Source organism: Amycolatopsis bullii, from assembly GCF_014654205.1.
Classification (GTDB): Bacteria; Actinomycetota; Actinomycetes; order Mycobacteriales; family Pseudonocardiaceae; genus Amycolatopsis; species Amycolatopsis plumensis.
This window is the reverse complement of sequence record NZ_BNAW01000042.1, coordinates 1-25384: the sequence shown is the minus strand read 5'-3', so window position 1 is coordinate 25384 and position 25384 is coordinate 1. Positions and strand designations below refer to the sequence as shown.

Sequence of the window (25384 nt, the reverse complement as noted above, 5' to 3'; positions counted from 1 at the left end):
GCAGAGGATCAGGCGCTGGGGTCAGGCACTGGCCGCCGCGGCGACCAGCCGGGAGGTCGAGTAGCCGGGCACGGTCGGGACGAGCACGACCTCGCCGCCGTGCCGTTCGACCACTTCGCGTTCGGGCAGGTCCGCGTCCGCGTAGTCGCCGCCCTTCACCCACACGTCCGGGCGCAGCTTCTCCAGGACGGCGGTGGGCGAGGGCTCGTCGAAGACGGCGACGGCGTCCACGAAGGACAACGCGGTGAGCAGCCGGGCGCGGTCGCGGTCGCGGACCAGCGGGCGGCCGGGGCCCTTCAGGCCCCGCACCGAAGCGTCGGAATTGAGGCAGACGACGAGTGCGTCGCCGAGGGCGCGCGCCTGCCGCAGCAGGCTCACGTGCCCGGGGTGCAGCAGGTCGAAGCACCCGCCGGTGGCGATCAGCCGGCCGCCGGTTTCGCGGATCCGCTCGGCGAGGCCGAAGGCATCGGTCGCCGGCTGCGGGTCGGGCACCGGGCCGTCGTCGGTGGACAGCGCGGTCGCGCCACCCGCGGCGACGAACCGGGCGGCCGCCTCGACCGCGGTCACCACGGCTTCGGTCGTGTCCGCGCCGCCCAGCAGGGCCGCGGTGGCCGCGGCGGCGAACCGGTCGCCCGCCCCGCACGTGTCGGGTGCGGTGTGGCCCGGTGTCCGCGCCGCGACCGGGACCGGGACGGTCGTCTCGCCGAGGCCGTCGGCGAGCACCGCACCGCGGGACCCGACGGTCACCGCGACCGCGTCGGCGTGCCAGTGGCCGCGCAGCAGCTTGGCGAGCTCGGCCGGTTCGTCGTGGCCGGCCAGCACCGCGCGCGCCTCGGCGAGGTTCGGGGTGACCAGCCGCGTGCCGGGCACCGGCTGGGCACCGCGGGGGTGCGGGTCCCACACGATCGGGATCCGCTCGGCCAGCTCCCGCAGCAGCCGCCGGACGTCGGAATGGCGCGTGAGGCCACGGCCGTAGTCGGCGACGAGGATCGCGCCGGCGTCTTCGAGGACTTCGTGCACCCGGGCGGGCAGCGGGTCGGTGGTCGCCGTGCCGTCGCCGGAATCCAGGCGCAGCAACGACTGGCCGCCCGCGCGGACGCGGGTCTTGCACACCGTCGTGCCGCGCTGCGGCAGCGGCAGCACGGTGACGTCCGGTTCCAGCAGCCCGGTGAGCGCGTGGCCGCCCTCGTCGGCGCCGAGCGGCGTGACCAGCACGACCTCGGCCGCCGACCGCGCCGCCAGCAGCGCGGCCAGGCCGGCCCCGCCGGGACGCCGGCGCCGGGCCGTCAGGTCGACCACCGGGACCGGCGCCTCCGGGCACAGCCGTTCGGCGGTGCCTTCGGCGTCGACGTCCAGCAGCGTGTCGCCGAGGACGACCAGCGGCTTCACGCGGTCACCCCGAGCGCGTCGTCGAGCGCCGCGCAGAGGCCGTGGACCAGCACCAGATGCATTTCCTGCACGGTCGCGACGGTCGGCGCTTCGACCGTCACGGCGTCGTCGCACAGGGCGGCGAGCGGGTTGGGCGCCGGGCCGGTCAAGGCCCACGTCGTCACGCCCAGCTCGTGCGCGGCCTTCGCCGCGGCGACGACGTTCTGGCTGCCGCCGCTGGTGGACAGGCACACCAGCACGTCGCCCGGGCGCCCGTGCGCGTGCACCTGGCGGGCGAAGACCTCGTGGTCCCCGTAGTCGTTGACGATCGCGGTGGTGGCGGACGTGTCCGCGTGCAGCGCGATGGCCGAGAGGGGTCGGCGTTCGTGGCGGAACCGGCCGACGAGCTCGCCGGTCAGGTGCTGGGCCTCGGCCGCGCTGCCGCCGTTGCCGCAGGCGAGCAGCTTGCCGCCGGCCTCGAACACGCCGGCGAGGTGCCGTCCCCACGCGGTTATCTTGGGGGCGGATTCGCGGGTCCGCTCGGCGGCTTGGGCCAACGCGGCGAGATGGTCTTCCATCACGGCACCTCCTTCTCCTCCGGCGACGCCGCGCCGGTTCGGGTGGATCGGGGCCGCCGGAGCACGAACGGCCCCAGCGCCAGCAGGTCGATCGGGGCCGAGCCGAAGCACTCCAGCGCGTCCCGCGGCGAGTCGACCATCGGACGGCCCGCGGTGTTGAGGCTGGTGTTGATCACGACCGGCAGGCCGGTCCGGCGCTCGAAACCGGCCAGCATCCGCGCCAGCACCGGGTTTTCGCGTTCTTCGACGGTCTGCACGCGAGCCGTGCCGTCGACGTGGGTGACGGCCGGGATCCGGTCGCGCCAGGCTTCGGCGACGTCGTGCACGAACAGCATGTACGGGCTGGGCAGCGGGCCACGGGTGAAGATCTCGGCCGCCCGCTCGGCGCGCACCATCGGCGCCACCGGACGGAACTGCTCGCGGCCCTTGACGTCGTTGAGCCGCTCGAGGTTCGCCTTGCGGCCGGGGTGGGCCAGCAACGACCGGTGCCCGAGCGCCCGCGGGCCGAACTCGGCCCGGCCCTGGAACCAGGCGATCACTTCGTCGTTCGCGAGCGCTTCGGCGACGGTCTCGGCGAGGTCGTCCGGCCGTTCGTACGGCAGCTTCGCCTTGATGAGGATTTCCTCGAGCTCGTCGTCGGTCCACCCGCGACCCAGACCCGCGTCTCCCATCGGGGCACCGCGTTCCCCGGCGTCGGCCGCCAGCTGCAGGGCCGCGCCGAGCGCGGTGCCCGCGTCACCCGCGGCGGGCTGCACCCAGATCCGCTCGAACGGCCCTTCGGCGTGCAGCCGCGTGTTGGCGACGCAATTGAGCGCGATCCCGCCCGCCAGCGCCAGGTCGCGCTGGCCGGTGGCCTCGTGCAGCCAGTCCGTCAATTCGAGCAGGATGTCTTCGAGGACTTTCTGGACACTCGCGGCTAGATCGGCGTGCCGCCGGGTGAGTTCTTCGCCGGGTTTACGGCGCGGGGCCAGCGCCTCCAGGTCGACGCCGGCGGCGCGGAAGCCGCCGTCGCCGGTGACGTGGACGTGCTCGCAGAGTTCGTCGAGGAACTCCGGCTTGCCGTAGGAGGCGAGCGCCATGACCTTGTACTCGTCACTGGACCGCGCGAAGCCGCAGTGCTCGGTGAGGTCTTCGTAGAGAAGGCCGAGCGAGTGCGGCAGCTTCTGCGCCGCCAGTTCCTTGAACCGCCCGTCGCGGTACTCGCCGGCCAGGTAGGACGTGCTCTCGCCGCGTCCGTCGGCGACGAGCACGGCGCAGTCGCCGAACGGCGCGGCGAGCGCGGCCGACGCGGCGTGCGCGACGTGGTGCCGGACGAACTTGACGATGCCCGGGTCGAGTCCGGGCAAAGCGGACTTCAGGAACAGGGGCGCCCGCTTGGCGAACTCCGTCCGCAGCTCCTCGCCGCTCGGGTCGTGGCCGGCCAGTCCCGGCTCGACCAGCGCGGGGTCGTAGGAGTACCCGACGGCGTCGAGGTCCTTCGCGGACAAGCCCGCCTGGGCCAGACACCAGGCGGCCGCCTGCGCGGGCTGTTCCCACGTGGAGAACGGCACTGCCTGTTTGCCGTGCTTGCGGCGGCTGAAGCGTTCTTCCTCCGCCGCGGCGACGATCTCCCCGTCCACCACCAGCGCTGCGGCGGGGTCGTGGAAGACGGCGTTGATCCCGAGTATGCGCATCGACCTGCCTCTGGCGTTTCGGCGCGGACTCGTGAGGCCCGCTCTCACCTATAGCGCTACCCGGTGAAGTCGTTGATAAACGATCGCGAGCAAAAGCCCTGGGCGTCGCTACTCAGCGCGACGGCGCACGCCGGAACCACGCCGCTGTGCGACGGAGGCCGTCGTCGGCGTCGACCTTCGGTTCCCAGCCGAGGGCTTCGCGGGCGAGGGTGATGTCGGGGCAGCGGCGCTGCGGGTCGTCGACCACCGCGTCGATGTACTCGATGGGCGAACCGGAGCCGGTGAGGTCCTTGATGAGCTCCGCCACCTGGCGGACGGTCAGCTCGTGCGGGTTGCCGATGTTGACCGGCCCGGCGTGGCCCGACCGCGCGAGGTGCAGCAGGCCGCGGACGGTGTCCTCGACGTAGCAGATCGACCGGGTCTGTTCGCCGGTGCCGGTGACGGTGATCGGCTCGTTCTTGAGGGCCTGGTCCAGGAACGCGGGGATCATCCGGCCGTCGTGGGCGCGCATGCCGGGGCCGTAGGTGTTGAAGATCCGCGCGATGCCGGTGTCGACGCCGAACTCGCGGCGGTAGGCCGAGGTCAGCGCTTCGGCGTAACGCTTGGCTTCGTCGTAGACACTGCGCGGGCCGATCGGGTTGACGTTGCCCCAATACCCTTCACGCTGCGGGTGTTCCAAGGGATCGCCGTAGACTTCGCTGGTCGAGGCGAGCACGAACCGGGCACGAGAGCGGCGGGCCAGCTCGAGCGCGTTCTCGGTGCCGTACGAGCCGGCGCGCAGGGTTTCCAGCGGCAAGGCCAGGTAGTCGCGGGGCGAGGCGGCCGACGCCAGGTGGAACACGACGTCGGCCTCGCAGCCCGGCGGCAGCGGCTGCGTGACGTCGTGGCGCACGAACCGGAACCCGTCGTGGCGGCGCAGGTGGTCCAGGGAGTCCGCCGAGGACGTCGCGAGGTTGTCCACGGCGATCACTTCGATGTCCTCTTCGAGCAGCAGCTCGCACAGGTGGGCGCCGACGAAGCCGGCACCCCCGGTCACCACCGCACGCTCGAACCGCCTGGTCACTCCCGGATTCGTCATGCCGTGGCGGCTACCCGGCTCCGGTGACCGCAAAACCGTGTAACGGGGTGAAGAGCGGGTAAGCGTTCGTACCATGCGAGTTCTGCTCACCGGTTGGGCCAGTTTTCTGCACGGAGAAGCCACGGCGGGTGACGTCCTGAGCCTGCGCGCGGCCGGGACCGCGCTGGCGGAGGCGGGGATCGACCACCGGGTCGCGTGGAGTCCCGGCTTCCGGCCCGGCACCCTGCACCTGCCCGACGCGCCACCCGATGACTACACGCACGTCGTCTTCGTCTGCGGCCCGGTTCACGGGCCGCAGGTGCGTTCGCTGCACGAACGCTACGCCGCGTGCCGCCGGATCGCGGTCGGCGTGTCCGTCCCGGACGCCGAGGACCCGGCGGTGACGGGCTTCCACCGGGTGCTCCCGCGCGACGACGGCGCCACCGCCGAACTCGACCTCGCGCTGGGGGCACCGGTCTCGCCCACTCCGGTGCTCGGCGTGATCCTCGCGCCGCACCAGCCGGAATACGGTGGTGCGGGGCGCCACGGCGACGTCCACGAGGCACTGACCGGCTGGCTCGCCGGTTTGGACTGTGCCCGCGTCCCGCTGGACACCCGGCTGGCGCACGAGGACTGGGAGCGGTGCGCCACGCCGGACCAGTTCGCCGCGCTGGTGTCCAAAATGGACGCCGTGGTGACCACCCGGTTGCACGGGCTGGTCTTCGGGCTCAAGACCGGCGTGCCGGTGCTCGCCGTCGACCCGGTGGCCGGCGGCGGGAAGGTGACCGCGCAGGGGAAGGCCCTGGACTGGCCGGTGGTGGCCGCCGAAGACGTCCACGACACCGCGCTGCTCGACGCCCGCCTGAAGTGGTGCCTGCCCGCGCCGGTGCGCCCGCCCGCGCACCCCGCGTCCCTGGCCGCGCTGGTCGACGAGCTGGTGGGGCCGCGGTGAGCGCGCGCACGACCGTCGTCATCGCGACCCGCAACCGCGCCGCCGAGCTGGCCCGCACCCTCGGCCGACTGTCCTCTTTGGAGCCACGGCCGCCGGTCATCGTGCTGGACAACGCGTCCGAGGACGACACGGCCGAGGTCGCCGGGCGGCACGGATGGGTCCGCGTGATCCGCCTGCCGCAGAACCTCGGCGCCGCCGCGCGCACCCTCGGCGTCATCGTGGCCGACACGCCGTATGTCGCCTTCAGCGACGACGACTCGTGGTGGGCGCCGGACGCGCTGGCCGAGGCGGAGCGGATCTTCGACCAACACCCGCGGACCGGCCTGCTGGCCGCGCGGACCCTCGTCGGCCCGGAATGCCGCGACGACCCGGTGACGCCCGAGATGGAGCGCAGCCCGCTGGGGCACCCGGACGGCGCGCCCGGGCCACTGGTGCTCGGCTTCCTGGCCTGCTCGGCGATCGTGCGCCGCACGGCGTACCTGCAGGTGGGCGGGTTCAGCCCGCTGCTGCACTTCGGCGCGGAGGAACAGCTGCTGGCCTACGACCTGGCCGCGCGCGGCTGGGAGGTCTGCTACGTCGGGCACCTGCGCGCCCACCACCACCCGTCGCGGTCGCGGCCGCCGTCGTCGTGGCGCCGCCGGGCCGAACTGCGCAACCGGCTGCTCATCGCCGTCCTGCGCCGCCCACCGCGGGTGTGCCGCCGCGAGGTGGCGCGGACGCTGGTGCGGGCGCCCGGCGCCGTCCTCGGGGCGGTCCCGCGGCTGCCGCGCGCGCTGAGCTCCCGGCGCGTCCTGCCCGCCCACGTCGAACACCAGGCCCGGACTCTGGAAAGGACCGCCGAATGGCGCGAATCTCGGTCGTGATCATCACCTGCAACCGCCGCGAGCAGTTGCGCGAAACCCTGGCGCACATGACGTCCTTACCGGACGCGGCGCCGGTATTCGTCGCCGACAACGGTTCCGCGGACGGCACGGCCGACATGGTCGCCCGGGAGTTCCCGGGTGTCCGCCTGTTCCGGCTGGCGGAGAACCTCGGCGCGGTGGCCCGCAACGTCGCCGTCGAGGAGGTGACTTCGCCGTATGTGGCCTTCTGCGACGACGACACGACGTGGCAGCCCGGCGCGCTCACCCGGGCCGCCGACCTGCTGGACGCGTATCCGGGTCTCGGGTCGGTGACCGGGCGCTGCCTGGTCGAACCCGGCCTGGCCGAGGACCCGATCACGCCGGAGCTGCGCGAATCGCCGGTGCCCGGCCCGGACTGGCTGCCGGGACCGGCGCTGCTCGGCATCATGGCGGGCCTGACCGCGGTGCGCGTCAGCGCGTTCCGCGAGGTCGGCGGCTTCTCGACGCGGATGTGGCTCGGCGGCGAGGAGGAGCTGTTCGCCCTGGACCTCGCCGCGCGCGGGTGGTGGATGTGCTGGGCGGAGGACGTCGTGATCCACCACGCGCCCTCGAAGCTGCGCGACCCGCGCCACCGCCGTCGGCTGGGCATCCGCAACACACTGTGGACGCTCCTGCTGCGCCGCCCCTGGCCGGCGGTCTTCCGCCGCGGCCGCGACGTCCTGCGCACCGCCCCGCGCGATGCCGCCACCGCGGCGGCCCTCCTGGACGTGCTCCGCGGCCTGCCGTGGGTCCTCGCGGACCGCCGCGTGGTCCCGGAGCACGTCGAACACGGCCTGCGCCTGCTGGAAGCCCCGCAACGCGAGTCCAAGGCCCGCCGCTACGTGGGTTGACGCGCTCGTGAGTGGTAAGGCGGGTTCCAACCCGCCTTACCACTCACGAGGGGGTCAGCGGGCTTCGGCGGTGGCCGCGGCCTGGGGGACGAGCTTGTGGTAGGCGCGCAGCGTGTCGGCGGCGACGCGGTCCCACGAGTAGCGGGCGACCGCGCGGTCGTGGCCCGCGGTGCCGTAGGCGTGGCAGAGTGCCGGGTCGTCGATCAGCCGCCGGACCCGGGACGCGAGTTCCTTCGGCTGGTGCGGGCGGACCAGCAGCCCGGTGACGCCGTCGACGACGGTGTCGGTCAGGCCGCCCACCGCGGCCGCGACCACCGGAACGCCACAGGCCATCGCCTCCAGGGGCACGATCCCGAACGGCTCGTACCACGGCGTGCACACGACGGCGTCGGCCGAGCGCAGCAGCGCCGGCATGCTCTCCCGGGACACCTGGCCGGGCCAGCGGACGCGGTCGCCGACGCCGAGCCGCTCGGCCAGCTGCCGCAGCCGTCCGGCCTCCGGGTCCTGGGACAGCCGGCCCCGCTCCGGGCCGCCCGCGATGACGAGCTCGGTGTCCGGCAGCTGCGCAAGCGCGGTGATCGCGATGTCGAACCCCTTGCGCGGGACCAGCCGGCCGACGGCGACCAGCCGGTGCGGCAGCCGGCGGCGGGCGATCGGCCCGTCGGGGGAGAACCGGTCGAGGTCGACACCGCAGGGGACGACCGAGATCCGCGACCGCGGCACGCCGAGCCGGGACAGCTCGAAGACCTCGTCGGAGCAGGTGGCGATCACCCGCCCGGCCTGCCGTCCGATGATCCGCTCCAGCCGGATGCGGTCGGCCGGGCTGGTGTCCTTGTCGCCCTGGTAGCGCCTCTTGACCACGCCGAGGGCGTGAAAGGTCTGGGCCACCGGCGTCCCGGTCGCGCTCGCGGCCAGCGAGGTCGCGAGCCCGGACATCCAGAAGTGCGCGTGCGCGACGTCCGGCCGCTCGAGCGCCCACTGGTCACGCAGGAAGCTGCCAAACTCGCCCATGTGGGGCAGGAGGTCGTCCTTCGGCAGCTTGCGCGGTGGGCCGGCGGGCACGTGCACGACGCGGTAGCCCTGCGGCGTCCGGACCTCCGGCGGCTCGTCGCGGCTCTCCCGGCGCGTGTAGACGGACACGTCGTGGCCGGCGCGCGCCAGTGCGGCCGACAGCTCCGCGACGTGCACGTTCTGGCCGCCGGCGTCGGCTTCGCCCAACGCGGCGAGGGGGTTGGCGTGCTCGGACACCATCGCGATCTTCATCGGTGAGGCGTTCCCTTCACAGGTCAACGGGCCGTCTCGGCGAGGAGGTGGTCCCAAGCGGTCAGGAAGGCGTCCAGCCCGTAGTGCTTCAGGGCGTGTTCGCGGGCGTTCTTGCCGGCGAGCGCGGCGAAGTCCGGCTCATGCAGCAATTCGCGGAAACCCCGCGCCAGCACCGAGACGTCGGTGGAGAGCACGCCCGCGTCGTCCGGCACCGCCTCGACCGCCTCGGTGGCGGCGAAGACGACGACCGGCATGGCCAGGTGCATGGCCTCCAAAAGGGACAGTCCCAGCGACGTCCACCGGGCGGTGTGCAGGTAGACGCGGCGGCGGGCGATTTCGTCGTGCAGCTTCGGCGCCGGGACGTCGCCCAGGCCGCGCAGCGGCGCGCCGAGCTCCTCGGTCCCCATGCCGAAGACGTCGACCGGAGCCGCCTCGGCGAGCGTGCCGAGCAGGTCGGCGCCGGTGACGCGCTCCCGCCGCACCGGCTCGTTGATCATCGACACGCCGGCGGCGAGCTCCCCGGTGTAGCGCGGCCCCGGATCGGGGATGCCATGCGGCACGACGGTGACCGGCGCGCGGCCGCAGTCCCACGTCGCCGCGTTGAAGTGGGTCACGTGCGCGACGGTGATGTCGGAGCGGCCGGCGAGCGGGTGTTCGCTGGAGGCCGCGTACGGCCGGGGCGCGTTGTGTTCCACGTAGACGGCCGGCACGCCCAGGCGGGCGGCGAAGTCCAGCTCCTCCGGGCGTTGCAGCACGACGACGTCGGGCTCGGCCTCGGCCAGCCGGTCGAGCGGCACTTCGGTCACCGACGGCCAGTTCCGCCCCGCCTTGCCGAGCCCCCAGGGCGCCCCCTCGGGGGACACCGGCAGCAGGTAGTCGTGGCGGCCGCGGACGAAAGCGTCGGTCCACGAGCCGTGCACGTGCCAGAGCAGTACTCTCAGGCGCCGGGATCCGGGATCGGTCATGCCTCCTGATTTCCCGGAGATCGGCTGTTAAACGTGCGGCCGGACGGGGTACTCGGCCCCGGACGGGCGTGCGCGAAGAAGGGACATCCATCCATGCGCTTCACCCCACGGGGCACCCGGTTCTTCGACTTGCTCGCCGACGCGGCGAAGAATCTCGTCTCCGCGACCGCGCTGCTCAGGGAACTCGTGGCCGCCGATCCGGCCGAGCGGGAACCGCTCGCGAAACGCCTGCACGAGGTCGAGCACCAGGGCGACGAGCTGACCCACACGATCATGGTGGAGCTCAACAGCTCGTTCGTCACGCCGTTCGACCGCGAAGACATCCAGGCCCTCGCGGCCAAGATCGACGACGTGCTGGACTTCATGGACACCGCGGCGGACCTGGCCGTGCTCTACCGCATCGGCACCTTCCCGCCGGGCACCGACGTGCTGATGCGGGTGCTCTGCCGGGCCGCCGAGCTGACGGCGTCGTCGATGCCCGGCCTGGCCAAGGTGGGTGACCTCGAGCCTTTCTGGATCGAGATCAACGAGCTGGAGAACGAGGCCGACCGGGTCTACCGGCGGATCCTGGCCCACCTGTTCGAGCCGGGCGGGGACGCCCTCGAGGTGCTGAAGACCAAGGAGGTCGTCGAGCAGTTCGAGCTGGCCGCCGACGCGTTCGAGCACCTGGCCGACGTGGTGCAGACCATCGCCGTCAAGGAGTCCTGAGTGACGGGGACCGCCGCCCTGGTCACCGTGATCGTGCTGACACTGGTCTTCGATTACACCAACGGGTTCCACGACGCGGCCAACGCCATCGCCAGCGCGGTGTCGACCCGGGCGCTGACCCTGCGCGCCGCCCTCGTGCTGGCGGCGGTGATGAACCTGGCGGGCGCGCTGCTGTCCACCGGCATCGCCGCGACGGTGGCCAAGGGCATCATCGACGTCCCGGCCGGACCCGACGCGCTCACCGTGGTGTTCGCGGCGCTGGCCGGGGCCATCACCTGGAACCTGATCACCTGGTACTTCGGGCTCCCGTCGTCGTCCTCGCACTCGCTGATCGGCGGCATGGTCGGCGCGGCGCTGGCCGCCGCGAGCACCGTGCACTGGGCGGGGATCGCCGAAAAGGTGCTGATCCCGATGGTGGCCTCGCCGTTGCTCGGGCTGGCACTGGGGTACTTCGCGATGGTCGCCGCGTTGTGGCTGCTGCGGAGGGCGAACCCGCACCGCAGCGGCCGCGTGTTCCGCCGCTTCCAGATCGTCTCCGCCTCGGCGCTCGCCCTCGGCCACGGCCTGCAGGACGCCCAGAAGGGCATGGGCGTGATCGTGCTGGCGCTGGTGGCGGCCGGGCAGCAGTCGACGTTCTCGGTGCCGTTGTGGGTGACCCTCGCCTGCGCCGGGGCCTTGTCGCTGGGCACCTATTCGGGTGGCCTGCGGATCATGCGCACGCTCGGCAGGCGGGTGTTCCCCCTCGACCCGCCGCACGGGTTCGTCGCGGAATCGGTGGCGTCGTCGGTGTTGTACGTGACGGCGTTCGCGGTGAAGGCGCCGATCTCGACCACCCACGTCATCACGGCGGCGATCATGGGCGTCGGCGCGACCCGGCGGCTGTCGGCGGTGCGGTGGGGGATCGCGCGGGACATCGTGCTGGGCTGGGTGCTCACCTTCCCGGCCGCCGCCGCGGTGGCTGCGGCGGTGTACCTGGTCGCCGATCTGCTGACCTGAGTTTGTCCCTCGCCGCGGGCGGGAAGCCGGGGCGGAGAAACCCCCCGCCCGCGGAAAGGGAGAGCCATGAAGGCAGTGACCTGGCACGGCAAACGCGACGTCCGCGTCGAAGAGGTGCCGGACCCGAAGATCGAGGAGGCGACCGACGCGGTCGTGCGGATCACCTCGACCGGGATCTGTGGCTCCGACCTGCACCTGTACGAGGTGCTGGGCGCGTTCATGACCGAGGGCGACATCCTCGGCCACGAGCCGATGGGCGTGGTCGAGGAGGTCGGGCCGGAGGTCACGAACCTCAAGCCCGGTGACCGCGTGGTCATCCCGTTCAACATCTCCTGCGGCCACTGCTGGATGTGCGAGCGCGGCCTGCAGTCGCAGTGCGAAACGACGCAGGTCAGAGAGCAGGGCAAGGGCGCCGCGCTGCTGGGCTACACCAAGCTCTACGGCCAGGTCCCCGGCGGCCAGGCCGAGTTCCTGCGCGTGCCGCAGGCCCACTACGGGCCGATCAAGGTCCCGGACGGCCCGCCGGACGAGCGGTTCGTCTACCTCTCCGACGTGGTCCCGACCTCGTGGCAGGCCGTCGAGTACGCGAACGTCCCCGACGGCGGCACGGTCGTGGTCTTCGGCCTCGGCCCGATCGGGCAGATGTGCTGCCGGATCGCCCGGCACCGCGGGGCCGGCCAGGTGATCGGCGTCGACCTGGTGCCCGAGCGCCTCGCCCGGGCCCGCGAACACGGCGCCACCGCGCTGGACACCCGCGACCACAAGGAAATCGGCGACTCGATCCGCCAGCTGACCAACGGGCGCGGCGCGGACTCGGTGATCGACGCGGTCGGCATGGAGGCGCACGGCGCCCCGGTCGGCAAGCTGGCGCACACGCTCGTCGGGTTGCTGCCGCAGCCGCTCGGCGAGAAGATCACCGAGAAGGCCGGGATCGACCGGCTCAGCGTGCTCTACGCGGCCATCGACAGCGTCCGCCGCGGCGGCACGATCTCGCTGTCCGGTGTCTACGGCGGGATGGTCGACCCGATGCCGATGATGGAGCTGTTCGACAAGCAGATCCAGCTGCGGATGGGCCAGGCCAACGTCCGGCATTGGCTCGACGACATCATGCCGGTGCTCACCGCCGACGGCGACCCGCTCGGCGTCGAAGGCTTCGCCACGCACAAGCTGCCGCTCGAAGAGGCGCCCCGCGCGTACGAGATCTTCCAGAAGAAGCTCGACGGCGCCCAGAAGATCCTGCTGCAGCCCTGACCCCCTGGGAGGGAACCGACTCTTGCGAGCTGTCACCTCGCTGCCGTACGAAATCACCGAATCCGACCACGTCCGGATCCCGATGTCCGACGGGACCGTGCTGTCCGCCCGTATCTGGCGGCCGGTCTCGTCGGACACCGATCCGGTGCCGGCGATCCTCGAATACATCCCCTACCGCAAGCGCGATCTCACCGCGCCCCGCGACTCCATCCACCACCCCTACCTCGCCGGGCACGGGTACGCCTGCGTGCGCGTGGACATCCGCGGCACCGGCGAGTCCGAGGGCGTCCTGGCCGACGAGTACCTCGAACGCGAACAGCTCGACGCCGAAGAGGTCCTCGAGTGGATCGCGGCGCAGCCGTGGTGCACCGGCGACACCGGGATGATGGGGATCTCCTGGGGCGCGTTCGCCGCGTTGCAGGTCGCGGCCCGGAAACCGCCGAGCCTGCGTGCGATCGTGATCTCGTCGTTCACCGACGACCGCTTCGCCGACGACATGCACTACATGGGCGGCTGCCTGCTGTCGGACAACGTCGCCGAGTCCGGCACGATGTTCGCCTACGCCACGCTGCCACCCGACCCGGCCGTTGTCGGGGAGCGGTGGCGAGAGATGTGGCGGGAGCGGCTGGACAACTGCAGCCTGTGGATCGAGAACTGGCTCGGTCACCAGCGCCGCGACGACTACTGGCGGCACGCGTCGGTGTCGGAGAACTACAGCGACGTCCAGGTCCCGGTGCTGGCTTCGAGCGGCTGGGCCGACGGCTACTCCAACGCGGTCATCCGGCTGCTGGCCCACCTCGACGTCCCCCGGCGCGGGCTGATCGGGCCGTGGTCGCACAAGTACCCGCACCTCGGCGAGCCGGGCCCGGCGATCGGCTACCTCCAGGAGGTCGTGCAGTGGTGGGACCACTGGCTGCGCGGCGAGGAGAACGGCGCGATGGACGGGCCGATGCTGCGCACCTGGATGCAGGAGAGCGTCCCGCCGTCGACGTCGTACGAAGACCGCCCCGGCCGCTGGGTCGGCGAGGCGACCTGGCCGTCGCCGCACGTCAAGCCCCAGGAGCTGCCGCTGGCCCCGCACCGCCTCGCGCGGCCCGGCGAGGACGTCGCCGACGAAGCCCTGACCGTGTCGTCGCCGCTGTCGGTCGGGCAGTTCTCCGGGAAGTGGGCGTCCTACAGCGCCCCGCCGGACCTGCCCTACGACCAGCGCGAAGAGGACGGCGGGTCGCTGGTCTTCGACACCGACGTGCTGACCGAGCGCTGCGAGATCCTCGGCTCCCCGAAGGTGCGGCTGGAGGTCTCGGCCGACCAGCCGGTCGCGATGATCGCGGCGAGGATCTCCGACGTCGCGCCGGACGGGCGGGCCACCCGCGTCACCTACGGCCTGCTCAACCTGACCCACCGCGACGGCCACGACGAGCCGGCGCCGATGGAGCCGGGGCAGCGGTGCCCGGTGGAGATCGAGCTGAACGCCGTGGCCCAGGCCTTCCCGGCCGGGCACCGGATCCGGCTTTCGCTGTCCACGTCGTACTGGCCGCTGGCCTGGCCGCCGCCGACACCGGTGCTGCTGAGTGTCCACACCGCACAGAGCGCGCTGGAGCTGCCGGTGCGCCCGGTCGCCGAGCCGGACGAGCTGCCGGCCCGGCCGTTCGGCGAACCCGAAGGCGCGCCGCCGATGTCGGTGACGGCGCTGACGCCGGGGGAGCAGCGCTGGACCGTCTCACGGGACCTGGTCGACTACCAGTCGGCGTTGGACATCGTGAAGGACGCGGGGACCGTCCGGTACGACGACCTTGACCTCGAGGTCACCCGGGACGTCCGCGAGCGGTACACCTGGGTCGCCGACGACTTCTGCTCGCCGGTGGCGGAAGCCGCGTGGGACGTCACCTTCGCGCGCGGGGACTGGGTGGCGCGCAGCGAGACCCGCACCCGCGTGTCGTGCACGGACACCGAGTTCGTCATCGACGCGCAGCTCGACGGCTACGACGGAGCCCGCCGGATCGTTTCGCGGAACTGGCACCGGCGGATTCCCCGTGACCTGGTCTGAGTCTTTCGGGGGTCCGGGTGGCGAAGCCCCGGTTGTCACTGAGTTTCGCGACGGCGACACGGGGTAAGCCGTTCGGGTGCGCATCGTGATCACCGGAGCCACCGGGAACGTCGGAACGGCACTGCTGCACGCGCTCGAGCCCGGCCACGACCTGGTCGGGCTCGCGCGGCGGCTGCCGGACACGGCCGTCGAGCCCTACCGCCGGGCGGGCTGGCGGGCCCTCGACGTCGGCCTGCCCGGGGCGGAGGAGGAACTGGCGGAAGTGTTCGCGGGTGCGGACGCCGTCGTCCACCTCGCGTGGGCGATCTCGCCGGTGCGCGGTGACCCGCCGATGTGGCGCACGAACGACCACGGCACCCGGCACGTGCTCGCCGCGGCGGCCGCCGCCGGCGTGCCGCATGTGGTCGTGGCCTCGTCCGTGGCCGCCTACGGCCCGGCGCCGCGCTGGGAGAAGGTGACCGAGGACTGGCCGTGCGACGGGATCGCCGGCAGCGCCTACAGCCGCGGCAAGGCCGCGCTGGAGACCCTGCTGGACCGGTTCGAGGTCAAGTATCCGCAGGTCAAGGTGGCGCGGATCCGGCCGTGCGCGATCCTGCACCGGGACGCGGCGGGGGAGTTCGCGCGCTGGCTGCTCGGCCCGGCGGTGCCCGCCCACCTCGTCGGCGGCCGGCGGCTGCCGGTTCCGCTGTGGACGGACCTGCGGGCGCAGGTGGTGCACACCACCGACGTCGCCGAAGCGATCCGGCTGATCCTGGAGCGGGGTTTCACCGGTCCGGTCAACCTGGCGGCGCCGCAGGTGCTCGACGCCGACGCGCTGGCCGGTGTCCTGGGCGGCACCCGGGTCCCGGTGCCGAAGCCGGTGGTCCAGCTCGCCACCCGGGCGGCCTGGCTGGGCGGGCTGCTGCCGGTGCATCCCGGCTGGCTCGAACTGGCCGACCGCGCGGCGCTGGCCGACCCGGGCCTGGCGGAGACCGCGCTGGGCTGGCAACCTCGGTATGACGCCGCGGCCGCGCTCGCCGACCTGGTCACCGGGCTCCGGTCGGGCGCGGGAGCGGCGAGCCCGCCCCTGGCCCCGCCGCGCCGCGACGGGGTCCTGGCCCGGCTCCGCTCGCTCACCCGGGTCGGGCCGAGCCACCAGTCGCAAGCCTGAGGCAGCCGGGAGGCCGCAGTGAGTACGGAAGCCGTCGACGCGGTGGTGATCGGCGCCGGGCACAACGGCCTGGTGGCGGCGAACCTCCTGGCCGACGCGGGCTGGTCGGTGCTGGTCCTGGAGGCGACCGAGCACACCGGCGGCTCGGTCCGGACCGCCGAAGTCACCGAGCCGGGTTTCCGCAACGACCTCTTCAGCGCCTTCTACCCACTCTCGGCGGTGTCGCCGGTGATCCGCGGCCTCGGGCTGGACGAGTACGGCCTGCGCTGGCGGCACGCGCCCGAGGTGCTGGCGCACGTGCTGCCCGACGACCGGTGCGCGGTGCTCTCCCGCGACCTCGACCGCACGGCGGCGTCGGCCGACGAGTTCGCCCCGGGCGACGGCGACGCGTGGCGGGAGTTGTTCGCGCAGTGGCGCGAAATCCGCGAGCCGCTGCTGAACGCGTTGTTCACACCGTTCCCGCCGGTCCGCCCGGCGCTGAAGCTGCTGCGCCGCACCGGAACCGGCGACGCGCTGCGGCTGGCCCGGATGCTGACGCTGCCCGCGCGCCGCTTCGGCGACGAGCTGTTCTCCGGCGAAGGCGCGAAGCTGCTGGTGGCCGGGAATTCCGCGCACAGCGACCTGTCCGTGGACAACGCCGGCAGCGCGGTGTTCGGCTGGCTGCTGGCGATGATCGGCCAGGACGAGGGTTTCCCGGTCCCCGAAGGCGGCGCGGGGGAGCTGGCCGCGGCGCTGGTCCGCCGCCTGGAGTCGCGGGGCGGGCGAATCCACTGTGGACGTCCGGTGCGTTCGGTGCTCGTCGGCGGCGGGCGCGCGCTCGGGGTGCGCGACGCCTCGGGCGATCCGGTCCGGGCGCGCAAGGCGGTGCTGGCCGACGTTCCCGCGCCGGTGCTGTACCGCGAACTGGTGGGGGAGGAGTGGCTGCCGTCCCGGCTGGTTTCCGATCTCGGCAAGTTCGAATGGGACAGCGGGACGGTGAAGGTCGACTGGGCGCTGTCCGGCCCGATCCCGTGGACGGCCGAAGCGGCCCGCGGCGCGGGCACGATCCATCTCGGAACGGACCTCGACGGCCTCTCGGCGTTCGGCGGCGAGCTCGCCCGCGGCCGGACCCCGCGCCGGCCGTTCCTGCTGCTGGGCCAGATGACGACGAGCGACCCCTCGCGCTCGCCGGCGGGCACGGAAGCGGCGTGGGCGTACACCCACGTACCGCGCGGCGCGATGGAGAACCGGGGCGCGCTGGAGCGGCGAGTCAAGCGGATGGAGGAGACGGTCGAGGCGAACGCCCCGGGGTTCACGGGGCTGATCAAGGCCCGGTACGTGCAGGGGCCGGCGGAGCTGGCGGGCCACAACCCGGGCCTGGTCGGCGGCGCGATCAACGCGGGGACGACGGCGATCCACCAGCAGCTGTTCTTCCGCCCGGTGCCGGGGACGGGCCGCGCGGACACCCCGGTCGACCGGCTGTACCTGGCGGGCGCCTCGGCCCACCCGGGCGGAGCGGTCCACGGCGGCCCGGGAGCGAACGCGGCCCGCGCCGCCTTGGCCAGGGCGGGCCTGCTGGGCGGCGGCTACGCCGCGGTGATCCGAGCGGCCCATCGCGCCATCTACGGCTGAGTCCGCGCCGGAGCGCGGGTCACAGGCGCGTCGGCCCGCGCGGTATCGACCACCCCATCGCGCAAGCCGACCGTTCCGGCACGCAAGTCGACCCTCCCGGCACGCAAGTCGACCCTCCCGGTACGCAAGCCGACCCTCCCGGTACGCAAGCCGACGGTTCCGGTACGCAAGCCGACGGTTCCGGTACGCAAGCCGACCGTTCAACCACGCGGGCCGACCGGCCGGGCCGCCCGGCTCGCGCGGATCCGGCTACGGGTTCGGGTGGCCGTGCTGGGCGCGGGCGTACTTGCCGCTGGCCAGGTCGTCGAGGCGGGCGAGGGACTCCGTGTTGCGGGGCTTGGCGATGAGCGCCTGGACCGCCTCCGGGAGGACCTTGCCGGGCCCGCGGATGATGTGCTCGGTCATCCGGACCAGCGTCTGCCCGTCGCCGTGGGGGACCAGGGTCAGGCCCACCGCGGCCGCACCCAGGGGCCAGCCGCGGGCCTCCAGTGACAGGGACAGGCCCGGCTCGACCGCGCGGACCACCGTCACGTCCTGGATGTGCAGGGGCCACGGGCCCACGCTGTGGTGGATCCGGGAGCCGACCGCGGGCCAGTCCTCGTCGACGTCTCGGATGTGGGAGCTGCCGACCACCCAGCCCGCGTAGAGCCAGCCGTCGGCCAGTACGGCGAACACGGCGTCGGGTGGTACGTCGATCACGCGGCTGACCTCGGGCACGGCTTCCTCCTGGTTCGGGTGACGAAACAGGCATACCCACTCCCGGACGGGGTATGCCCGCCGGGACTGAGCAGGAGGTGGCTGCGGTGGCCAGACACGAAAAAGAACCCGAAGGACCGGGACAGCTGTCGAAGCGGTCGTGGGGTGCGGCCCTCAAGCGGACGTTCAAGCAGTTCAACCGGGACAACCTCACCGACTGGGCGGCGGCTCTCACCTACTACGGCGTGCTGTCGCTGTTCCCCGGCATCATCGTGCTCACCGCGATCCTCGGCCTGCTCGGTCCGGACAAGATCCAGACCGTGATCGACAACGTCAACCAGATCGTCCCCGGCCAGGGCAAGGACATCCTCGTCGGCGCGATCAAGGAGCTGGCGGGTTCGCGCAGCCTGGCCGGCCCGCTGGCGATCATCGGCCTGCTGGGGGCGCTGTGGTCGGCGTCGGGGTACATCGGCGCGTTCATGCGGGCGTCGAACGCGATCTACGGCATGCCGGAAGGGCGGCCGGTGTGGAAGACGATCCCGCTGCGGATCGCGTTGACGATCGGCATCGTGGTGCTGCTGGCGGCGTGCGCGCTGGGCGTGGTGGCGACGGGTTCGGTGGCCCGCCGGCTCGGTGACCTGATCGGTCTCGGCTCGACGGGTGTGCTCGTGTGGGAGATCGCGAAGTGGCCGGTGATCGCGCTGCTCGTCAGCCTGGCGTTCGCGCTGCTGTACTGGGTGGGCCCGAACGTGCGGCTGCCGGGGTTCAAGTGGCTGACGCCGGGTGGGCTGCTGGCGGTGGTGCTGTGGGTGCTGGCGTCGGCCGGTTTCGCGCTGTACGTCGCGAATTTCGGTTCGTACAACAAGACCTACGGCTCGCTCGCCGGGGTGATCGCGTTCCTTGTATGGTTGTGGATCTCCAACCTCGCGATCCTGCTGGGGGCCGAGCTGGACGCGGAGCTGGCCCGCGGCCGCACGATCGAAGCGGGCCACGCGGACGACCAGGAGGAGCCGTTCCTGCCGCCGCGGGACACGAAGGCGATGGACGACGACGAAGCCGCGGCGGTGGCGGAGTCCGAACGGAAGTGAGCCGATGGCCTGCCGGATCACCGAACTGGTGCTGGACTGCCACGACCCCGACCGCCTGGCGGAGTTCTGGTGCGCGGTCCTCGATTACGAGGTGATCGGCCACGAGCCGGACGGCCTCGCGCTGGGTCCGGCGGGCGCCCGGTTCGGCGAGGGGGCGGTGACGCTGATCCTGGCCCAGACGGACAACCCGCGCGCCGGCAAGCTTCCCCTGCACGTCGACGTGAGCCCGGCGGGGACGGACCAGGAGACGGAGCTGGCGCGGTTGACGGCCTTGGGCGCCCGCCCGGCGGACGTGGGGCAGACGGGGGAGGAGTCCTGGGTGGTCCTGCAGGATCCGGAGGGCAACGAGTTCTGCCTGCTGCGCAAGGACGTGGGCCCGGCCTGAGCCCGGCTGCGGCGCTCGGGGCGTCGGGGACAGTGCGGACCGAAGCACCGAAAGTTCTTCGGGGGCATGTTCCGGCTGCCGGAACCGAGTTCAGCTCTCCCCGGCCGCGCACCGGCGCCACTGGACCTGGTCGCCCGCCCGGTCGGCGTGCCACACCGGGGTCGCCTCCGACTCCCACATCGGTAGGAGCTGGTCGGCCAGCACCCGGCCCCGGGCCACCCGCCCGAACAGCTCGACCCCGTCACTCCGCCGGGCCGCCGGGATCCACGCCGGGAACCGTGTCCGGGGCAGCTTCCGCTCGACCCACTCCCGCGCCGACCCTTCGCTCCCGTGGTCGGATTCGACGATGCTCGACACCGGGCCGTCGCCGCCCACGGTGAGGGCGATCGACGCGCGCCAGCGGACTGCGGAAGTTGTCATCCCCTCCAGGTTCCCCGACCGGAGCCGCCCCGGGCCAGTACACGTTCGGATGGATCCCACCGTTCCTCCCACTCCACACCGTCACGACGCGTTCAGCAGCCGCGCGCACGCCCTCTCCAGCACCGCCCTGGCCTCGTCACCGTCCAACCGCGCCGCGCGCTTCAGCGCCGGGGCGATCGTGCGCTCCGCCCGGTACGCCTCCACCAGCCGGGGGTCCACATAGGACGACCGGCAGACCGCCGGCGTGTTCCCCAGCGCCGTGGAGACCTCCTTCATCACCTTCGCCTCCGCGCGCTTGCGGGCCGTCTCCGACGTCGGCGGGTCCGCGGCCGCGAAGGCGGCCGCCGCCAGGACCGTCGCGTTCCAGGTCCGCATGTCCTTCGCCGTGCAGTCCTCGCCCGCGAGCTCCTTGAACCGCTCGTTGATGTCGGCCGCGTGCACCTCGTGCCACGTGCCGCCCTCGCGGTAGACCAGAAGGCGGTCGCTGCCGGACCGGCTGCGCAGCAGCGCCTTCATCACCGCCGCGAGCTCCGCGTCGCAGATGGCCACCTCGCGATTCAGGCCGCCCTTGGCGATGTAGCAGAACCGGCATTCGTTTCCGCGGACGGCCACGTGTTCACGCAGCAGGGTCGCGGCGCCGTGGGTGCCGTTCTCCTCCGCGTACTCCTCGCCGCCGGTGCGGAAGATGCCCCGGTCGAGCATGCGCAGGGCCGCCGCGAGGACCCGCTTGCGCGTCAGGCCGCGACCGGCCAGGTCCGCCGCCACCGACTCGCGCCACTGCGGCAGCCGGCGGGCCATCTGCAGCACGCGGTCGTGCTTCTCCTCGTCGCGGTCCCGCCGCCACTGCTCGTGGTAGAGGTACTGGCGCCGCCCGGCGTCGTCGGTCCCGACCGCCTGGACGTGCCCGTTCGGGTAGGGGCAGATCCACACCTTCTTCCAGGCCGGCGGGATGACGAGCTCCTTGATCCGGGTCAGGATCTCCTCGTCGGTCACCGGCGAGCCGTCGGGCATGGCATAGGAGAACCCGCGGCCGCGGCGGATCCGCCTGATGCCCGGGCCGCGCAGGTCACTGCGCCGGAGTCTGGTGCGTCCCACCGCCGCGAAATACCCACCCCGCGTACCGGGAAACCATGATTGCCGCCCGCGGCGGTGGGTAGCCGACGACCGGAGCACCGGAAGGAGCATGGATGACCACCGCAACCAAGCCACTGGCCGTCGTCACCGGCGCGTCGAGCGGCATCGGGCTGGAGCTGGCCAAGCAGTTCGCCCGGCACGACTTCGACCTGGTCCTGGCCGCCGAAGACGCCGAGCTCGACACGGCCGCCGCCGAGGTCCGCGCGTGCGGCGCGCAGGTCGAGGCGGTCCGTACCGACCTCGCCGCCCCGGACGGGGTGGAAGAGCTCGTGCGCCGGCTCGCGGACCGCCCGGTCGAAGCGCTGGCGGTCAACGCCGGGGTCGGCATCAACGGCGAGTTCGCCGGGGACACCCGGCTGGAGGACCAGCTGACGGTCGTCGACCTGAACGTCCGCTCGGCGGTGCACCTCACCAAGCGGGTCGTGCCCGGGATGGTCGGCCGCGGCCACGGCCGGGTGCTGTTCACCTCCTCGATCGCCGGCACCTCGCCGGCGCCCTACCAGGCCGTCTACGCCGCTTCGAAGGCGTTCCTGACGTCGTTCTCCGAGGGCCTGCGCGCCGAGGTGAAGGACAAGGGCGTCACCGTCACCGCGATGCTGCCCGGCCCGGTCGACACCGAGTTCTTCGAACGCGCCGACATGGAGGACACCAAGCTCGCCGCCGGCGACAAGGACACCCCGGCCGAGATCGCCGAAGCCGGCTACGAAGCGCTGATGGCCGGGAAGGACAAGATCGTCCCCGGCGCGGTGAAGAACAAGCTCCAGGCAGCCGGTTCCCGTTTCCTGCCGGACGAGGCCAAGGCGAAGCAACAGGGCAAGATGATGCAGCCCGGATCGGCGGACGAATGAGCGTCATCGAGGACGTCACCGAGAAGGCGAAGGACGTTCAACGCAGCTACGCCGGTGACGAGGATCGGCCGCTGGCCGGCTACCTGGGCGCGATGGGTGCCTACGGTGCGCTGGTGGGCGGGCTCACCGTGCTCGGCCGCGCGCTCGGGGCCCGGCTGCCGGACCGGTTCGGGGCCGGCGACACGGCGCTGCTGGGTGCGGCGACGTTCAAGGCCAGCCGCATGCTGGGCAAGGCGGCCGTCACCAGCCCCCTGCGGGCCCCGTTCACCCGCTACGAGGAGTCCGCGGGTGCGACGGAGCTGAACGAGTCCGTCCCGGGCAAGGGGCACGTCGAGCACGCGGTCGGTGAGCTCGTGTCGTGCCCGTTCTGCCTGAACGTCTGGATCGGCACCGGCCTGACCGCCGGCCTGGTGATCGCCCCGCGGGCGACCCGGCTGGCAGCCACGGTGCTGACCGCCGTGGGCCTGGCGGACGCCCTGCACCTGCTCTACGACGCGGGCAAGAAGCTGGCTTCCGGTTAGCCGGGCGGGCCGGCGGGGGACGTCCCCCGCCGGCTCATTCCGGGCCGCGGCGCAGCGGGCGGACCGCCGGGCCCTGCACCACTTCGCCGTCGACGCCGAAGCGTGAGCCGTGGCAGGGGCAGTCCCAGGTCTTCTCCGCGTCGTTGAACGAAACCAGGCAGCCCAGGTGGGTGCAGTGGGCGCCGACGGTGTGCAGCTTCCCGGCCTCGTCGCGGTGGGCCGCGACGAGCTCCCCGCCGACGCGGACGACCTCGGCCTCGCCGGGCTGCAGGTCGTCCAGCTTCTCGGACCGCCACAGCGCGGCGACGTGGTCGCCGACCAGGTACTTCGCGACGGTCAGGTTGTCCTGGGCCACCTCCAGCACGGAACGCGCGTCGAAGCGGTTGGGGTCGAACAGGTCCGCGGCCGGGTGCGCCTCGCCGAGGATCCGCGCCGCCAGCACGTGGCCCGCGGCCGTGCCGCCGGTCATGCCCCACTGGCCGAACCCGGTGGCCACCCACAGGTTCTTCGTCCCCGGCAGGTACCGGCCGACGTAGGGCATCAGGTCGGGCGTGGACATGTCGTGGGCCGACCAGCGGTGCGTGACGCGGTGCAGGCCGGCGTGCTCGTCCGCCCAGTCCGCGAGCCGCCGGTACCGGCGTTCGACGTTGACGTGCGCGCCCACCCGGTAGTGCTCGCCGCCGGCGATCACCATCGGCGTGCCCTGCTCGGTGTACCCGCGCACGGAGTGGTGCGTGTCGGCGTCGAGGAACATGCCCTCCGGTGCGGTGCCGCCGTCCGCCGGGCCCGCGACGACGAGGTCGCGCACCGGGTCGAGCCGGGCGAAGTACAGCCCGCGGTCGAGCACCGGGTAGTGGGTCGCCACGACGACTTCACCCGCCACGACGTCACCGCGCGAGGTCCGGACGGTCTGCCCGTTGAGCGCGGTCGCCCGGGCGTGTTCGACGATCGTGCCGCCCGCCCGCTCGATCTCGGCGGCCAGGCCGAGCAGCCACCGGCGCGGGTGGAAGTGCGCCTGCCCGGTGGTCCGCACGGCGCCGAGCGCGGGCACGTCCAGCGCGACGTCCTCGGTGAACGACGCCGGCAGGCCGGCCGCGGCGGCCGCATCCGCTTCCTGCTTGAGGGAGTCCACCGTCTTTTCCTGCGTCGTGTAGACGTAGCTGTCCGCGCGGGTGAAGCCGCAGTCGATGCCCAGCTCGGCCGCGGTGGCCGCGATCCACTCGCACGCCGCCGCCTGCGTTCCGGCGTAGACCTTCGCGGCGCCCTCGCCGTGGCGGGAGGTCAGATCCGCGTACTTGGCGCCGTGCTGGGCGCTGACCTTGGCGGTGGTGTGGCCGGACACCCCGGCCGCGACCCGCTCGGCCTCCAGCACGACGACCGATCGGCCGGCCCGCGCGAGCAACAGCGCGGTGGTGAGCCCGGCGATGCCCGCGCCGAGTACCGCGACGTCGGCGGACTCCGGCACCGGGACGCCGGTGCGATCCGGGGCAGGAGCGGTTTCGACCCACAGGGAAAGTGGTTCGGGCAGGGCTGTCATACCTGCGGATGCCCGCTGCGGGCGCCGCGAAACGGGCCATCCGGCCCCGTTTCGGCCGCTCGGCACCTCGGGTAGCCCTTCGGCATGAGTACCGACATCTTCGTGATCGGCCTGGACGAGGAGAACCAGCGCGTACTGGATCGCCTGCCGTGGGCCGGGAGCTACCGGTTCCACGGCCTCCTGACCCCCGAAGAGCTACAACACGGCGACATCGACTTCGAAGCGCTGCTGAAGACGGCGCAGCACGAACTGGACGCGTTCGACGGGGAGGTCGGCGCGATCGTCAGCTACTGGGACTTCCCGGCCGCGTCGCTCGTGCCCATCCTGTGCGCCCGGTACGGCCTGCCCAGCGTTTCGCTGGAGGCGGTGCTGAAGTGCGAGCACAAGTACTGGAGCCGGCTGGAGCAGAGAAAGGTGATCGACGAGCTGCCGAACTTCGGCATCGTCGACCTCGACGACGAGAAACCCACCCCGCCGGAGGGCGTCGGCTACCCGATGTGGCTGAAGCCGGTCAAGTCCTTCTCCTCCGAACTCGCCTTCAAGGCCGAGAACGACACCGAATTCGCCGACGCCGTGGCCGAGATCCGGGCCGGGGTCGGTCGCGTGGGGGAGCCGTTCGGCTACGTGCTCGACCAGGTCGACCTGCCGCCGGAGATCGCCCGCGTGGGTGGCGCGGCGTGCCTGGCCGAAGAAGCGCTGCACGGGGTCCAGGCGGCCATCGAAGGCTATGTCCACCAGGGCGAAGTGACCGTCTACGGCGCCCTCGACTCGATCAACTACCCGGACAGCTCCTCGTTCCTGCGCCACCAGTACCCGTCGCAGCTGCCGGAGGAGCCCATCCAGCGGATGCGGGACGTCGCCGAGCGGGTGATGAAGCAGATCGGCTTCGACAACGCGACCTTCAGCATCGAGTTCTTCTGCGACCCGGAGTCGGGGCAGGTGGCGCTGCTCGAGATCAACCCGCGGCACTCGCAGTCGCACGCGGAACTGTTCGAGTTCGTCGACGGTGTCGCCAACCACGAGATCATGGTGCAGCTCGGCCTGGGCCAGGACCCCGGCCGCCGTCCGCACAAGGGCACCTACCAGATCGCCGGCAAGTGGTACCTGCGCCGGTTCGAGGACGGCGTGGTGACGCGCGTGCCGACGCCCGAGGAGATCGCGACGGTGCAGAACCGCATCGACGGCACCCAGATCGAGATCGTGCCGGAGGTGGGGCAGCGGCTGTCGGACCTGCCGGAGCAGGACAGCTACAGCTTCGAGCTGGCGCACTTGTTCGTTGCGGGGCACACCGAACACGAGATGGTGCAGAAGTACCAGGCGTGCGTGGACGCGCTGCCGTTCGAGTTCGCGCAGGACTGACCCGCGGGCGCGCAAAGGCGGGGGTCGCGTTCGGACAGTCCGAAC

The 25384-nt window shown here is 72.7% G+C and carries 24 protein-coding genes; 14 read left to right on the top strand and 10 right to left on the bottom strand.

Annotation, left to right across the window (positions count from 1 at the left end; genetic code table 11):
• Positions 1-21 precede the first annotated feature (21 nt).
• From IE317_RS33290 to IE317_RS33275, 4 genes are all read right to left on the bottom strand, one after another.
• A complete protein-coding gene (locus tag IE317_RS33290) occupies positions 22-1389 on the bottom strand; it encodes a PfkB family carbohydrate kinase (protein ID WP_191315342.1) in 1368 nt (455 codons plus the stop codon).
• Positions 1386-1946 carry a D-sedoheptulose-7-phosphate isomerase gene (locus tag IE317_RS33285; RefSeq protein ID WP_191315396.1) on the bottom strand — a complete coding sequence of 187 codons (561 nt, stop codon included), beginning with the start codon at positions 1944-1946 and terminating at the stop codon, positions 1386-1388. Before IE317_RS33285 ends, IE317_RS33290 begins: the two co-directional genes overlap by 4 nt.
• Positions 1946-3619, bottom strand: coding sequence for a carbamoyltransferase family protein (locus tag IE317_RS33280; RefSeq protein WP_191315341.1), 1674 nt, complete (start codon positions 3617-3619; stop codon positions 1946-1948). The genes IE317_RS33285 and IE317_RS33280 overlap by 1 nt, the downstream gene beginning before the upstream one ends.
• Before the next feature lie 112 nt (positions 3620-3731).
• Positions 3732-4697 carry a UDP-glucuronic acid decarboxylase family protein gene (locus IE317_RS33275; RefSeq protein ID WP_191315340.1) on the bottom strand — a complete coding sequence of 322 codons (966 nt, stop codon included), beginning with the start codon at positions 4695-4697 and terminating at the stop codon, positions 3732-3734.
• 73 nt (positions 4698-4770) lie between these two features.
• Between IE317_RS33275 and IE317_RS33270 the strand changes: the two genes are divergently transcribed.
• From IE317_RS33270 to IE317_RS33260, 3 genes are read left to right on the top strand one after another with little or no spacing between them, the layout of a single operon-like run.
• The gene (locus tag IE317_RS33270; RefSeq protein ID WP_191315339.1) at positions 4771-5628 is read left to right on the top strand and encodes a polysaccharide pyruvyl transferase family protein; all 858 of its coding nucleotides are present in this window, start codon (positions 4771-4773) and stop codon (positions 5626-5628) included.
• Entirely contained in the window at positions 5625-6491 is an 867-nt protein-coding gene (locus IE317_RS33265; protein WP_191315338.1) for a glycosyltransferase family 2 protein, read from the top strand. Before IE317_RS33270 ends, IE317_RS33265 begins: the two co-directional genes overlap by 4 nt.
• Positions 6470-7360, top strand: a complete 891-nt coding sequence (locus IE317_RS33260) for a glycosyltransferase family 2 protein (RefSeq protein WP_191315337.1) — start codon at positions 6470-6472, stop codon at positions 7358-7360. Before IE317_RS33265 ends, IE317_RS33260 begins: the two co-directional genes overlap by 22 nt.
• A gap of 54 nt (positions 7361-7414) precedes the next feature.
• Here IE317_RS33260 and IE317_RS33255 read toward each other — a convergent pair whose 3' ends face one another.
• Both IE317_RS33255 and IE317_RS33250 read right to left on the bottom strand, forming a co-directional pair.
• The gene (locus IE317_RS33255) at positions 7415-8623 is read right to left on the bottom strand and encodes a glycosyltransferase family 4 protein (protein WP_191315336.1); all 1209 of its coding nucleotides are present in this window, start codon (positions 8621-8623) and stop codon (positions 7415-7417) included.
• A 23-nt stretch (positions 8624-8646) separates the two neighbouring features.
• The gene (locus tag IE317_RS33250; protein WP_191315335.1) at positions 8647-9588 is read right to left on the bottom strand and encodes a glycosyltransferase; all 942 of its coding nucleotides are present in this window, start codon (positions 9586-9588) and stop codon (positions 8647-8649) included.
• 93 nt (positions 9589-9681) lie between these two features.
• Between IE317_RS33250 and IE317_RS33245 the strand changes: the two genes are divergently transcribed.
• The 6 genes from IE317_RS33245 to IE317_RS33220 all read left to right on the top strand — a co-directional run bounded on the left by IE317_RS33245 (position 9682) and on the right by IE317_RS33220 (position 17351).
• Entirely contained in the window at positions 9682-10296 is a 615-nt protein-coding gene (locus IE317_RS33245) for a DUF47 domain-containing protein (RefSeq protein ID WP_191315334.1), read from the top strand.
• Complete coding sequence (locus IE317_RS33240; protein WP_191315333.1) at positions 10297-11292, top strand: inorganic phosphate transporter; 996 nt, start codon at positions 10297-10299, stop codon at positions 11290-11292. It abuts the gene before it with no gap.
• Positions 11293-11358: 66 nt separating this feature from the next.
• Positions 11359-12543 carry a zinc-dependent alcohol dehydrogenase gene (locus IE317_RS33235; protein ID WP_191315332.1) on the top strand — a complete coding sequence of 395 codons (1185 nt, stop codon included), beginning with the start codon at positions 11359-11361 and terminating at the stop codon, positions 12541-12543.
• Positions 12544-12565: 22 nt separating this feature from the next.
• A complete protein-coding gene (locus IE317_RS33230) occupies positions 12566-14590 on the top strand; it encodes a CocE/NonD family hydrolase (protein ID WP_191315331.1) in 2025 nt (674 codons plus the stop codon).
• A 76-nt stretch (positions 14591-14666) separates the two neighbouring features.
• Positions 14667-15740: an NAD-dependent epimerase/dehydratase family protein gene (locus IE317_RS33225; RefSeq protein WP_191315330.1), complete on the top strand. Its 1074-nt coding sequence runs from the start codon at positions 14667-14669 to the stop codon at positions 15738-15740.
• Between the two features lie 18 nt (positions 15741-15758).
• Positions 15759-17351, top strand: a complete 1593-nt coding sequence (locus IE317_RS33220) for a phytoene desaturase family protein (protein ID WP_191315329.1) — start codon at positions 15759-15761, stop codon at positions 17349-17351.
• A gap of 249 nt (positions 17352-17600) precedes the next feature.
• On the opposite strand, the gene IE317_RS33215 is transcribed toward IE317_RS33220, so the two are convergent.
• Positions 17601-18068, bottom strand: a complete 468-nt coding sequence (locus tag IE317_RS33215; protein WP_191315328.1) for an SRPBCC family protein — start codon at positions 18066-18068, stop codon at positions 17601-17603.
• A 53-nt stretch (positions 18069-18121) separates the two neighbouring features.
• Here IE317_RS33215 and IE317_RS33210 point away from each other — a divergent pair, with 53 nt between their 5' ends.
• Positions 18122-19135 (top strand): YihY/virulence factor BrkB family protein, encoded by a 1014-nt coding sequence (locus IE317_RS33210; protein WP_191315327.1) that lies wholly within the window; start codon positions 18122-18124, stop codon positions 19133-19135.
• A 4-nt stretch (positions 19136-19139) separates the two neighbouring features.
• Positions 19140-19520, top strand: coding sequence for a VOC family protein (locus tag IE317_RS33205; protein WP_191315326.1), 381 nt, complete (start codon positions 19140-19142; stop codon positions 19518-19520).
• A 90-nt stretch (positions 19521-19610) separates the two neighbouring features.
• On the opposite strand, the gene IE317_RS33200 is transcribed toward IE317_RS33205, so the two are convergent.
• A complete protein-coding gene (locus IE317_RS33200) occupies positions 19611-19940 on the bottom strand; it encodes a hypothetical protein (RefSeq protein ID WP_191315325.1) in 330 nt (109 codons plus the stop codon).
• Between the two features lie 81 nt (positions 19941-20021).
• Complete coding sequence (locus tag IE317_RS33195) at positions 20022-21035, bottom strand: DNA topoisomerase IB (RefSeq protein WP_191315324.1); 1014 nt, start codon at positions 21033-21035, stop codon at positions 20022-20024.
• A 92-nt stretch (positions 21036-21127) separates the two neighbouring features.
• On the opposite strand from IE317_RS33195, the gene IE317_RS33190 reads away from it, so the two are divergent.
• Together IE317_RS33190 and IE317_RS33185 are read left to right on the top strand one after the other, a co-directional pair.
• Positions 21128-21922 carry an SDR family NAD(P)-dependent oxidoreductase gene (locus IE317_RS33190; RefSeq protein ID WP_191315323.1) on the top strand — a complete coding sequence of 265 codons (795 nt, stop codon included), beginning with the start codon at positions 21128-21130 and terminating at the stop codon, positions 21920-21922.
• Entirely contained in the window at positions 21919-22443 is a 525-nt protein-coding gene (locus tag IE317_RS33185; RefSeq protein WP_191315322.1) for a DUF1360 domain-containing protein, read from the top strand. The genes IE317_RS33190 and IE317_RS33185 overlap by 4 nt, the downstream gene beginning before the upstream one ends.
• 34 nt (positions 22444-22477) lie before the next feature.
• Here IE317_RS33185 and IE317_RS33180 read toward each other — a convergent pair whose 3' ends face one another.
• A complete protein-coding gene (locus IE317_RS33180) occupies positions 22478-23980 on the bottom strand; it encodes an FAD-dependent oxidoreductase (protein WP_191315321.1) in 1503 nt (500 codons plus the stop codon).
• A gap of 84 nt (positions 23981-24064) precedes the next feature.
• Here IE317_RS33180 and IE317_RS33175 point away from each other — a divergent pair, with 84 nt between their 5' ends.
• Positions 24065-25339 carry an ATP-grasp domain-containing protein gene (locus IE317_RS33175; RefSeq protein WP_191315320.1) on the top strand — a complete coding sequence of 425 codons (1275 nt, stop codon included), beginning with the start codon at positions 24065-24067 and terminating at the stop codon, positions 25337-25339.
• The last annotated feature ends 45 nt before the right edge of the window (positions 25340-25384 follow it).